10 protein-coding genes are annotated in these 11,595 nt (G+C 71.0%); 8 read left to right on the forward strand and 2 right to left on the reverse strand.

The window, feature by feature from the left end; genetic code table 11:
- The first annotated feature begins 211 nt into the window (after positions 1-211).
- Positions 212-1,120: an acetamidase/formamidase family protein gene (locus KPL78_RS03480; protein ID WP_219761488.1), complete on the forward strand. Its 909-nt coding sequence runs from the start codon at positions 212-214 to the stop codon at positions 1,118-1,120.
- Positions 1,121-1,154: 34 nt separating this feature from the next.
- On the opposite strand, the gene KPL78_RS03485 is transcribed toward KPL78_RS03480, so the two are convergent.
- A complete protein-coding gene (locus KPL78_RS03485; RefSeq protein ID WP_219761489.1) occupies positions 1,155-2,330 on the reverse strand; it encodes an aminotransferase class V-fold PLP-dependent enzyme in 1,176 nt (391 codons plus the stop codon).
- A 261-nt stretch (positions 2,331-2,591) separates the two neighbouring features.
- Here KPL78_RS03485 and KPL78_RS03490 point away from each other — a divergent pair, with 261 nt between their 5' ends.
- The 7 genes from KPL78_RS03490 (at position 2,592) to KPL78_RS03520 (ending at position 10,212) form a co-directional block, all read left to right on the forward strand.
- A complete protein-coding gene (locus KPL78_RS03490) occupies positions 2,592-3,545 on the forward strand; it encodes a tripartite tricarboxylate transporter substrate binding protein (RefSeq protein WP_219761490.1) in 954 nt (317 codons plus the stop codon).
- A 151-nt stretch (positions 3,546-3,696) separates the two neighbouring features.
- On the forward strand, positions 3,697-5,268 hold the full coding sequence (locus KPL78_RS30720; RefSeq protein ID WP_219761491.1) for a sensor histidine kinase: 1,572 nt from the start codon (positions 3,697-3,699) through the stop codon (positions 5,266-5,268).
- Positions 5,265-5,927, forward strand: coding sequence for a response regulator transcription factor (locus tag KPL78_RS03500; protein ID WP_255568532.1), 663 nt, complete (start codon positions 5,265-5,267; stop codon positions 5,925-5,927). The genes KPL78_RS30720 and KPL78_RS03500 overlap by 4 nt, the downstream gene beginning before the upstream one ends.
- Before the next feature lie 108 nt (positions 5,928-6,035).
- Positions 6,036-6,419, forward strand: coding sequence for a response regulator transcription factor (locus KPL78_RS03505; RefSeq protein ID WP_219761492.1), 384 nt, complete (start codon positions 6,036-6,038; stop codon positions 6,417-6,419).
- 287 nt (positions 6,420-6,706) lie between these two features.
- On the forward strand, positions 6,707-7,924 hold the full coding sequence (locus KPL78_RS03510) for an HlyD family secretion protein (RefSeq protein WP_219761493.1): 1,218 nt from the start codon (positions 6,707-6,709) through the stop codon (positions 7,922-7,924).
- Positions 7,921-9,510, forward strand: coding sequence for a DHA2 family efflux MFS transporter permease subunit (locus tag KPL78_RS03515; protein WP_219761494.1), 1,590 nt, complete (start codon positions 7,921-7,923; stop codon positions 9,508-9,510). The genes KPL78_RS03510 and KPL78_RS03515 overlap by 4 nt, the downstream gene beginning before the upstream one ends.
- 207 nt (positions 9,511-9,717) lie before the next feature.
- The gene (locus KPL78_RS03520; RefSeq protein ID WP_219761495.1) at positions 9,718-10,212 is read left to right on the forward strand and encodes a Dps family protein; all 495 of its coding nucleotides are present in this window, start codon (positions 9,718-9,720) and stop codon (positions 10,210-10,212) included.
- 472 nt (positions 10,213-10,684) lie between these two features.
- Here the strand turns inward: KPL78_RS03520 and KPL78_RS03525 are convergent, their stop codons facing one another.
- Positions 10,685-11,293 carry a helix-turn-helix domain-containing protein gene (locus KPL78_RS03525; RefSeq protein WP_219761496.1) on the reverse strand — a complete coding sequence of 203 codons (609 nt, stop codon included), beginning with the start codon at positions 11,291-11,293 and terminating at the stop codon, positions 10,685-10,687.
- Positions 11,294-11,595: the final 302 nt, after the last annotated feature.

Here is an 11,595-nt window from a genome sequence, read left to right on the forward strand (position 1 = left end):
CCGCGCGCCGCCCGGGCCGCGGTGATCTTGGTTCGGCCGGCGGGATGCGCAAGCGGGCCGGGGCCGGAAGGGGATCGGGGCGGACCAAGGGGGCGTGGCAGGGGTCGGGCGGTTCCACCCTCCCGGGAACCGCTCTAGCCTGCGCGCCGACGCCGTCGCCCGGCGGGCCAGAAGCCGTGACGGGCGCCGGAGCCTTTCCCCGGGGAGCCCGATGGCCAAGCATCATTTCCGTCCCGCCCGCTACTTCAACGCCATCGGCACGGCCGAGCCCTGCCTGCGCATCGCCGATGGCGACACGGTGGTGACCGATACGATCGACGCCTCGGGCCTCGATGCGCGGGAGGTCGCCGTGGCGAGCCGGCCCAACCCCATGACCGGGCCGTTCTTCATCGAGGGGGCGGAGCCGGGGGACACGCTCGCCGTGCGCATCGACCGGCTGACGCCGAGCCGCGGGACGGGCTGGACCTATTCGCCGCTTGCGCTGACCGTGCTGGACCCGGCGGCGATCATCGACCGGCCGCCCTCGCAGCGCGTCGTCTGGGACATCGACCAGGCGGCCGGGACCGTGCGGTTGCAGGAACCGGTCAGGGGCCTGGAGCATTTCGCGCCGGCCATCCAGCCCATGATCGGCTGCTTCGGCGTCGCGCCGGCCGGCGGGCAGGCCATCTCCACAGCGACCAGCGGGCCGAATGGCGGCAACATGGATTACCGGCTCTTCGCGCCGGGGACGACGGCGTGGTTCCCGGTCTCGGTGCCCGGGGCGCTGTTCTATCTGGGCGACGGCCATGCCAGCCAGGGCGATGGCGAGATCACCGGCACGGGCATCGAGACCTCCTTCGAGATGGAGGTGACCTTCCGAGTCCTGAAGCGCAGCATCGCCTGGCCGCGGGGCGAGACCGCGGAGGACATCTTCACCATCGGCAATGCGCGGCCGCTCGACCAGGCGTTGCAGCATGCGACGACCGAGATGTCGCGCTGGCTCGGCGAGGATTACGGCCTGGATGCGCGGGCGGCGAGCCACCTGATGGGACAGGTGGTCCGCTACGATGTCGGCAATGTCTTCAACCCGGCCTATACGGTGGCCTGCCGCATCGCCAAGAGGTGGCTGACGAAGCGGTAGAGGCGGCGGCGCGGCGGCGGGACGGCGCCGCCCGTCAGGCGCAGGCGGCGAGGCAGCGATCGGCCAGGGCCTCGTAGTCGCCGATCTCGTTGAAGGCCTGGGCGGAAATGCGGATCCACAGCGCGTCGCCGATCGGATGCACCGGGACATCGGTGCGATGCGTCTCGATCAGCGTCTCGCGCAGCGCGTTCGAGGCCTCGCGCGTCGCGGCGCCGCGCCAGGGCAGGCGGATGGTGGCCATGGCGGCGCTCATCTCGGCCGGCGCGCCGATCTGTGTGCCGAAGCGCGCGGCGAGCAGGACCGCGCCCTCGCGCGCCAGGGCGGCGTTGCGGCGCATCAGCGCTTCCCCGCCCAGCCCGGAGCAGAACTCCAGCGCAGCAGGCACGGACAGAAAGGCGGTGCTGTCGCGTGTCCCGGTGTAGTCGAACTCCGCGGGGAAGCCCTCGCCATAGGGGTGGGAGATCACAGTCGGGTGCAGGCCGTCCTGCCGGTCGCGCTGGGCCCAGAGGAAGCCGGACCCCTTCGGCGCCATCAGCCATTTGTGGCAGTTGCCGACGTACCAGTCGGCGCCGAGCGCCGGCAGGTCGAGTGGCAGCATGCCCGGCGCATGGGCGCCATCCACCAGCACTTTCGCGCCCGCCGCCTGGCATTCGGCGATGAGCTGCGCGATGGGCAGCACCAGCGCACTCGGCGAGGTGACGTGGTCGAGGATGGCGAGCCGCGTGCGCGGCGTGAGCGCGGCGGCGACGCGGCGGATGATCTCGTCAGGGTCGGGATCGGGCCAGGGCACGGCGACGGTGACGAGTGCCGCGCCGCTGCGCGAGGCAACGTGGTGCGCGGCATTGCGCACGGCGCGATAGCCGTGGTCGAGGACGAGGATCTCATCGCCCGGTACGAAGGCGAGGGATTGCAGCACGGCGTTGCAGCCCGCGGTGGCGTTCTCGACGAAGGCGAGGTCCTGCGCGTCCGCGCCCAAATAGGCCGCGAGCGCTGCGGCGGAGTCACGCAGCGCGCCGGGCAGGATGCGCTTGAAGAAGACCGAGGGCTGCGCCTCCATCCGCGCGCGCCAGGCGGTCTGTGCGTCCAGCACCGGGCGGGGCGTCGCGCCATAGGCGCCGTGGCTCACCGTCAACCAGTCGGGGTCGAGGGCGAAGGCGGGACGGATCGCGCGACCCAGCGGCGGCAGCGGCGCTTCGTTCGGCAGGCTCATGCGGGACCCTTTGCGATCGGGACAGCGGGAGACGGCATCACGGCCATGCGGGGAGGTCGGTCCTGCGCCGGTGCAGCAAGGGCGACGCGGCGCATCGCGATGGGCGGCATGTGGCTATTCACTCATGGGGCCCGGATGCCGTCAAACTGCTGCATCGCACAAGATTGCGCCTTGGCGCGCAGACCGCGCTGCGGAAGGATGCGTGGCGGGCCATCGGGCCATAGCGACCCGCCATGTGCCGGATCTTTGATGGAGCCTGCCATGAACCGCCGATCCCTGCTCGCCGCGCCGATCGCGGCGCTCGCCACGCCGGCCGCTGTCTCGCGCGCATGGGGCCAGGGGCGGCCACCGCCGGGCACCGCGACGATCGTGGTCGGCTTTGCCGCGGGCGGCATTGGCGATGCGCTGGCGCGCCTGGTCGCCGAGGCGGCCAAGGAGAAGCGCGGCGCCCAGGTGATCGTCGAGAACCGGCCCGGTGCCGGCGGCACGGTCGCGACGGAGCGCGTGGCGCGGGCGCAGCCGGAGGGGCAGATGATCGTGCTCGGCAGCGCCGGCGCGCTCGCCGTGCTGCCGAACCAGGGCAATGTCGGCTACGATCCGCTGACCGACATCACGCCGCTCGCGCAGCTCATCGCGCAGCCGCTGCCGCTCTACGTCAGGGCGGACAGCCCCTTCACCGACTGGCGGGGCGTGCTTGCCTTCGCGCGGGCCAATCCCGGCAAGTTCACCTGGGGCACCGCCGGCGCGCGCAGCATCGCTGAGCTGATGGTCGAAGAAGCCTTCAAGCATGAGGGGGTGGAGACGACGACCGCACCCTTCCGTGGCGGGGCGGAAGCGATCCAGGCGTTGCTCGGCGGTCACATCATGGGCGTCGCCTCGCCGGACTATGGGCCGCTGCTGCGACAGGGCGCGGTGCGGCTGATGGTCGAGAGCGGGCCCACTCCGATCCCCGGGCATCCGGAAGTGCCGACCTTCCGGTCGCTCGGCTATCCGCTCTGCTTTCCCGTCAGCTACGGCTTCGTCGGCCCGGGGCGCATGACGCCCGAGGCGGCGGCCTGGTGGGAATCTCTGATGCTGGAATTGGGGCGCTCGCCGGCAATGACGGAATTCGCCGACCGCTATGTCGGCGTGGCGGCGGTGGAGGATGGCGCCGGCTATGGCCGCATCATCCGGGACGGCTACACCACTTTCCGGACCATCCTGCGCGCCGGCTGAGACGGCGCCTGGAACCGCGCCGGAAGCAGGGCTGCCGACGGGCGGGGTTGTCCCAAACGTCCGTATAGTATCGGGTGCGGGCGTGCCGGGGCATGCTCGACGCTGCGGGGGCCCTGCGCCTTGGGCCCGCGGCGGAGATGGTGGCAGGATCGTGAGCGAGAACCGAACCCCCGAGGCAGGGCCAGGGCGCGCGAGCGCGCGGGGCGCGCACCGGCCGCGGCAGGCGGCCAACCGGACGGCCTTTCTGGCGCTCGCCGCGGCCCTCACCGTGGCGATCTTCCTCGTCGATACGCTGACGCCGCTCGAGGGCGCGGTGGCGGTGCTCTATGTCGTGGTCGTGCTGCTGGCGGCGCGCAGCGGGCGGCGGCGGGACATCGTCGCGGCGGCGGCGGGCACCATGGCCCTGACGCTGCTCGCCTATGTCGCCATGCATGGTCTCCATCACGTCGGCTCGCCGACCGTGCGCGCCTTCGTCAGCCTCGCGGCGATCGGCATCTCGGCCATCCTGGCGCTGCAGAGCCAGGCGGCGACCGCCGCCCTGTTGCGCAGCGAAAGCCGCTATCGCCGCATGTTCGATGCGAGCCGGGTCGGCGTCGTCGAGGAGGATTGGAGCAGGGTCCGGGCCGAACTCGCGGCGCGGGGGGCGGCGGGCGGCAGCGCCCTCGGCCAGGCGGAGCGCATCCGTGGGCTGACGCGGACCGTCGGCGTCAACCCGGCCATGCTGGCCATGCTCGGACGCGACGCCGCGGCGCCGCTGCTCGACGGCGGGGCGCGACCGCTGGTCGCCAGCGACCGGACTTTCGCCGAGACGCTCGACGCCTTCGCGCGGGGCGAGCCCTTCTACGAAGGTGAATCCGAGGTCCTGCGCGATGACGGCACGCGCGTCCCGGTGCTGTTCGCGATCACCTTCCCGCGCCCGGAGGACAGTGATGGAACCGTCCTGATCTTCGTGATGGACATCGCCGAACGCCGGCAGGCGCAGGATGCGCTGCTCCTCGCCCAGGCGGAGCTGGCGCATGCGGCACGCGCGGCGACGCTGGGCGAACTGTCAGCTTCCATCGCGCATGAGGTGAACCAGCCGCTGATGGCCGTGGTCACGAGCGGCGAGGCCGGGCTGCGCTGGCTGCGGCGTGATCCGCCGGACCTCGGCGAGGTGGATCAATCGATCAGCCGCATCGTCGCCGAAGGGCGCCGCGCGGGCCAGATCGTCGCGCGCATCCGATCCTTCGTGAAGAAGGCGCCGGTGCAGAGGGACCTGCTGGACGCCGCGACCTTCGTCGAGGAAGCGGTGCTGCTGGTCGAGCGGGAACTGTCGGCGGCGCAGGTCGCACTGGACGTCGATGTCGCCCCCGGGCTGCCGATGGTGCTCGGCGACCGCATCCAGCTCCAGCAGGTGCTGGTGAACCTGATGGTGAATGCGGGTCAGGCGATGGCGGCCCAGGACCGTCCGCGCCGGCTGCGTGTGTCGGGTACACGGGACGAGGCGGGCGGCATCGTGCTGAGCGTGACGGATACCGGGCCGGGCATCGCCGCAGAGGATCTGCCGCGCCTCTTCGAACCCTTCTTCACGACGCGGCAGCAGGGTATGGGGATGGGCCTCGCCATCTGCCGCACCACCGCCGAGGCCCATGGGGGGCATCTGACCGTCGAAAGCCGCCCGGGCGAGGGGACGGCCTTCCGCCTGTGGCTGCCCGCCGCGACAGAGGAGATTGCCGCGCCATGATGAAGCCGGGTCAGGGCGGCGCCGCGCCATCGCAGCCGGCGGCCGAGGCGATCGTGATCATCGTCGACGACGACGCGGCGGTGCGCGAATCCCTCGACAGCCTGTTCCGGTCGGTCGGCTTCGCCACGCGGCTGCATGCATCCCCGGCGGAACTGCTGGGCGCGTCAATCCCCGAGATGCCGGGCTGCATCATCCTGGATGTGCGGCTGCCGGGTGCGAGCGGGCTTGATCTCCAGGCGGAGCTGGCGCGCAGCGGCATCGCGGTGCCCATCGTCTTCATGACGGGATACGGCGACATCCCGATGAGCGTGCGCGCCATGAAGGCGGGCGCGGTCGATTTCCTGTCCAAGCCGTTCCGCGACCAGGACATGCTCGACGCCGTGGCCGCCGCGGTCGGGCGCGACCGTCAGCGGCGCAAGGAGGCGCAGGCGGCCAACGACCTGAGGGGACGCTACGAGACCCTGACGGCGCGCGAGCGCGAGGTGATGATCCATGTCGTGGCCGGGCTGATGAACAAGCAGGTCGCCGGCATGATCGGGCTGAGCGAGATCACGGTGAAGATCCACCGCGGCAACGCCATGCGGAAGATGCAGGCCAGATCCCTCGCGGAGCTGGTGCGCCAGGCGGAACTCCTGGGGCTGCCGCGCCCGCCGTCATGACCGGCGCCAAACCTCCGTATGATTCCGCCGCGCGCCGCAAGTCGCCATAAGGAGCGGGCCGCGATCGGATAGCCGCAGGTGCGGCGCGGCGCTGAGGATGTGTTGCGGATGAACCAGATTCCCCTGATCGCCGTCGTCGATGACGACGAGGCCGTGCGGAGCGCGCTGTCCAGCCTGCTTCGCTCGCTCGGCTATGCGGTCCGCGGCTATGGTTCGGCGTGGGATTTCCTTGAGGATCGCGACCATGACGATCCTGCCTGCATGATCCTCGACGTGCAGATGCCGGGCATGACGGGCGCCGAGCTCCAGGCCAGGCTGCGGAGCGTCGGGCGGCATTTCCCGATCATCTTCATGACCGCGTTTCCCACGGATCGGGTGCGCGGGCAGGTCATGGGTGCGGGCGCCAGCGCCTATCTCAGCAAGCCGGTCGATGGCGACACGATCGCGCAATGCCTCGCTACAGCGCTTCTGGGCAACGATCGGCCCCAATAGGGCACGGCCTTCGGCATACCTCCGGCGTTGCCGGGCGCGCGTCGCATGGCACCTGCCCGCGACGGACATGGCCCTGCCGCACTCCCCAAGGCGCTTCGGCAACCCAGATCGGGGACACTGCCCGGTGCGGCGCGACAGCCCCGGGTGACCGTGAGAATCCGCAAGGGTCGGCATCGTCCGGAAATCGCGCGGATGCACCTCGGTCTATCCCACGCAGTGTCCGCTGATCGAGTGCGCTCGGGCCGCGGCAGGATCGTATCCACATCCGAGGAAAGACGATGCGTGCCATGGAACAAGAGTCCACCGAGACGGCCGCGCAGGTCACGCGGCTTCGTCCCGCCCCGCCGGCTGGCGAGGGCGACGGCACGGCGCCGCGCATGAAGGGCCCCAGCCCGGAGGACGCGGCACCGTTGGCCGGGGCGGGCCAGGGCGGTGCGCAGCCCGGCTTCTTCCGCCGCCATGCGCGGAGCGCGGCGGTGGCATCGGTCCTGCTGCCGGTGCTGTTCGCGGGGGGCTATCTCTACTGGGAACACAGCAATCACTTCGAGACGACCGACGACGCCTTCATCGCCGCGCGACAGATCGCGATTGCGCCGAGGGTCTCGGGCGACATCGTCGCGGTGCCGGTGACGGACAACCAGCATGTCACGACGGGCGACGTGATCGTGCGCATCGACGACCGCGACTTCCGCGCGGCCCTGCTACAGGCCGATGCGCAGGTCGCCGCGGCGCAGGCGAGCATCGCGGCCATCGACGCGCAGCTCGCGGTGCAGCAGTCCCAGATCGCGCAGAACCAGGCGCAGGTCGACCAGGCGCATGCCGCGCTGACCTTCGCGCAGGAACAGGCGGTGCGCTATGCCGACCTCGCCCGGCGCGGTTACGGGCCGGAGCAGACGGCCGAGCAGACCTCCTCGCAGCTCAGCCAGCAGCAGGCGGCGCTGCGCACCGCGGAGGCCGCCCTCGATGCCGCGCGGCGCCAGGTCCAGGCGCTGACGGCGCAGCGGGCGGGTGCCACGGCAAGCCTGCAGCAGGCGACCGCGCAGCAGACCCAGGCGCGGCTCAACCTGTCCTACACGACGATCACGGCGGCGGAGCCGGGGCGGGTCGTGGCGCTGACGGCCGGGGTCGGCGAATACGTTGCGGCGGGCACCAGCCTGACGATGTTCGTCCCGGACGAGATCTGGGTGACCGCGAACTTCAAGGAGACGCAGCTCGACCGCATGCGGCCCGGACAGGCCGCGGCGCTGGAGGTGGATGCCTATCCCGGCCGCGATCTGCAGGGCCATGTGGACAGCGTCCAGCCGGGGTCGGGCACGGCCTTCTCCCTGCTGCCCGCGCAGAATGCCACCGGCAACTACGTGAAGATCACCCAGCGCGTGCCGGTCAAGATCGGCATCGACAACGCGCCCACCGACGTCGCGCTGGGGCCGGGCATGTCGGTCGTGCCGACGGTGCGCGTCGATCCGACGCCGTCGCTCTACGAGCGGCTGAGGCAGTGGCTGTGAGCGGGGCCGCCAGCACGGCCGGCGCCGCGGCATCCGCGGCCGTGCCGAACCCGTGGCTCGTCGCGGTGCTGGTCGCCACGGCGAGCTTCATGGAGGTGCTCGACACCACCATCGCCAATGTGGCGCTGCCCTACATCGCCGGCGGGCTCGGCGTCAGCGAGGACCAGGCGTCCTGGGTGGTGACCAGCTACCTGGTCGCCAATGCGGTCATCGTCACGGCCAGCGCCTTCCTGGCGAAGCGCTTCGGGCGGACGCTGTTCTTCCAGGCGTGCCTGGGGCTCTTCACGCTGAGCTCGGTCGCCTGCGGCTTCGCGTGGAACCTGGAATCGCTGCTGCTGTTCCGCGTCCTCCAGGGGCTGGGCGGTGGTGGCATGGTGCCGGCGGCTTTGTCGATCCTCGCTTCGTCCTTTCCGCCGGCGAAGCGCGGCCAGGCCTTCGCGCTTTATGGACTGGCGGTGGTCGTGGCACCCGTGGTCGGGCCGACGCTCGGCGGCTGGCTGTCCGACACCTATTCCTGGCACTGGTGCTTCCTGATCAACGGGCCGGTCGGCGTGATCGGGATCCTGGCCGTGATGGCGGTGCTGCGCCCGCAGCGGGCGACGGCGGCGGAACGCGCGACGCTGGGGCGGTTCGACCTGGTGGGATTCGGCCTGGTCGCGACCTTCCTCGGGGCGCTGGAGGTCGTGCTCGATCGCGGGCTGGAGGAGGACTGGTTCGGATCGACCTTCATCATCACCGCGACGGCGATCTGCGCGCTGGCCTTCATCCTGATGATCCCCTGGGAGCTGACGCGCCGGCAGCCGCTGATCGACCTGCGCATGCTCGCGACACGCCAGTTCGGGGCCTGCTTCGTCGTCATGCTCGGGACCGGGGCGATCCTGCTGGCGACGACGCAGTTCCTGCCGCTCCTGGTGCAGCAGCTTTTCGGCTACACGGCGACCTGGGCGGGGCTTGTGCTGTCCCCCGGCGGGCTGGTCACGATGGCGATGATGCTCGTCATCGGCCGGCTGTCCGGGCGGGTGCAGCCGCGCATCCTGATCGCCGCGGGGGCGGTGATCGCCGCGGTGTCGATGTATGGCCTGACGAGCGTGTATGGCGCCGTCGACTTCTGGTACTTCGCGCATTCCCGGATGCTGCTGGGCATCGGGCTGCCGCTGCTGCTGATCCCGATCACCACCGCATCCTTCGACGGCATTGCGCCGGACCGGACGGACATGGCCTCGGCGCTGATCAACATGGCGCGCAACACCGGCGGATCGATCGGCGTTTCCATCGGCAGCAACGTGCTGGCGCATCGCGAGCAGTTCCACCAATCCCGCCTTGCGGAGAACGCGGTGCCGTCCAACCCGGCCTTCCAGCAGACGCTGCAGCAGATGACCGAGTATTTCCACAGCCATGGGAGCCTGTTGCCGGAGGCGCAGCAGCAGGCCTTCGCCTGGATCGGCAGCGAGGTCGGGCGGCAGGCGAGCCTTCTCGCCTATGTCGATGTGTTCTGGGTGCTGATGTGGATCGCGCTGGCGGCGGTGCCACTCGCGCTCTGCCTGCGGACGACCAGACTGGGTGCCGCGGCCCCGGCGGGACATTGAGCCGCCTGGCGGGAAAGACGTGCGCCGGCTGATGCGGGGCGGCCGGGATTGTGCCGTGGGGAAAGCCGCCGGCGCCGGTTGAAATCGCCGGCCGCGCCGGAGCGCAAGCCATTCCCGCGATGCTTCCCGCCAGCAGGGGGCCGGAACGGACACAGCGCCCACCGCATCGGGGAGCTTCCCACGCAGATCGACAAGGCCTCTGCGCTCATGACCGCGCCGCTCGCCACCCAGAGCCGCTTCCCGGCGGCGGCGGTCACCGAGCCGTCGCTCGCCACCATGCTCGCGGACATGCTTGCGCTCTACGCGAAGACCGAGAACTTCCACTGGCATCTGTCCGGGACGCATTTCCGCGACTGCCACCTGATGCTCGACGACCGGGCGGCGCAGATCTTCGCCACCACCGACCGGATCACCGAGCGCGCCCGGAAGATCGGTGGCACGACCCTGCGCTCGATCGGCCATGCGGTCCGTATCGCGCGCATCGCCGACAACGATGCGGAGTATGTCGCGCCGCTCGACATGCTCGCCGAGCTGCGCGACGACAATCGCCAGCTCGCGGTCTATCGCGCCGAGACGCATGCGCTGAGCGACCGGCATGGCGATGTGGCAACCGCGAGCCTGCCCGAGGCCCGGATCGACGAGGCGGAGGGCCGCGCCTGGTTCCTGTTCGAAGCCAGCCGACGCGGCGAAGCCGGGCATTGACCGGAAGCGGCGGCGCCATGGCGGGGAAGGCCATTGCGGGCTTCCCCCCGGGTGCCGCTGCCCCCTGTGCTGCGCGGAGGGGCTGCTCCGCATCGCATGGCGTGCCCGGGGTGGGGCGGTGCCGGAGATGCGCCGGACGGTACCCTTCGAAGGGGCCTGTCAGACCGAGGGTCTGTGTTGATGGCCGGGAAGGTTGGAAGATGGGAGGGGCCCCGCCCCTCCAAGCCACACGGCCATGGGATCCCATCGGCCACAGGGCCTTTGGAAGCCGGCACCTGGCGCGGGGCAGCGCAGGCGTTCCGTCTCTCGTTGGCATGTTTGGGGCCAGAGGGCGGGTTCCGATACCGATCCTGATCGCAAAGCCCGGCGCCAGGTCGAGGTCTCCGAAGGCCTTTCGGCCTTTGGTGGGGAAAGTCCGGGAGGGGCACAGCCCCTCTCGGTTCCACAGTCCGGACAGGAGTGGCCGCTGGTATCAGGCGCTCGGCATCGCGGTCGCGGAGACGCCCGCCCAGCGATCGCCGCGGGATGCCGGGGCCGCTACCGGATGCGGGGCGCCCTCGCGTTCCAGCTCGGCCTGGCGCCAGCGATGGGGCGTCAGGCCGACCACCCGCTTGAACACGGTGGTGAAATGCGCCTGGGTCTGGAAGCCTACCGCGAGCGCCACCTGGACGATCGGTTCCTGCGTCTCGACCATCATGCGGCGCGCATGCTGGATCCGCCGGTGAATGACGAAGTCGTGGGGGCGCTGTCCGGTCGCGAGCCTGAACTGTGCGGCGAAATGCATCTCGCTGAGGCGCGCGGCGGCGGCGAGATCGGCGAGGGTGATCCGCTCCCCGATATTGGCGTCGACATGCGCCTCCACCTGGCGGAGCTTCCACTTCGGCAGGGGCGACACGCGCCGCCGGCCATCGCGATCCGTCGAGCCGCGCAGGGCCGCGAGGCGACTGAGCAGGCTGGCGTGGAAGGCATCGGTGTAGAAGCCGCTGAGCACCTGCTCGGCCGCATCCGACGGCAGCAGGGCCCGCACGAAATGCGCCATCGTGGCATCGGGGCAGCCATCGCCGCCGTCGATGTCCGCCATGACACCGAAGCCGGCAGGCGGGCGGGTGGATGCGGCAGTCGTTGATGTTGCGCTGATCGTCGGCATCGCTTGTCCTCCGTCATCTCGATGGCGACATCTGACGGCAAGGCGCGCGGTCGCGACATTCTACGCTGGTCGGTCCGCATCGACCTTCCGCGTGGCACGGATAAACCTTCGTATGGCCGCCGCCGGCCGTGCGGAACCGAAAGCGCCGCGCGGGGCGCGGCAGACTGCCGGCGGCACCCGGCCTAACTTGCGGTCGCGACGCGCCGGGCATTCCGATGCCGGGCGCATCGGAATGG

It is taken from the genome of Roseomonas alba, from assembly GCF_019430885.1.
GTDB classification, from domain to species: domain Bacteria; phylum Pseudomonadota; class Alphaproteobacteria; order Acetobacterales; family Acetobacteraceae; genus Neoroseomonas; species Neoroseomonas alba.

Excerpts from the sequence above, each read along its gene's own strand:
- KPL78_RS03505 (WP_219761492.1), top strand. The coding sequence starts at position 6,036 with ATGAACCAGATTCCCCTGATCGCCGTCGTCGATGACGACGAGGCCGTG.
- KPL78_RS03500 (WP_255568532.1), top strand. The coding sequence starts at position 5,265 with ATGATGAAGCCGGGTCAGGGCGGCGCCGCGCCATCGCAGCCGGCGGCC.
- KPL78_RS03525 (WP_219761496.1), bottom strand. The coding sequence starts at position 11,293 with ATGGCGGACATCGACGGCGGCGATGGCTGCCCCGATGCCACGATGGCG.
- KPL78_RS03510 (WP_219761493.1), top strand. The coding sequence starts at position 6,707 with ATGGAACAAGAGTCCACCGAGACGGCCGCGCAGGTCACGCGGCTTCGT.
- KPL78_RS03485 (WP_219761489.1), bottom strand. The coding sequence starts at position 2,330 with ATGAGCCTGCCGAACGAAGCGCCGCTGCCGCCGCTGGGTCGCGCGATC.
- KPL78_RS03490 (WP_219761490.1), top strand. The coding sequence starts at position 2,592 with ATGAACCGCCGATCCCTGCTCGCCGCGCCGATCGCGGCGCTCGCCACG.
- KPL78_RS03520 (WP_219761495.1), top strand. The coding sequence starts at position 9,718 with ATGACCGCGCCGCTCGCCACCCAGAGCCGCTTCCCGGCGGCGGCGGTC.
- KPL78_RS03480 (WP_219761488.1), top strand. The coding sequence starts at position 212 with ATGGCCAAGCATCATTTCCGTCCCGCCCGCTACTTCAACGCCATCGGC.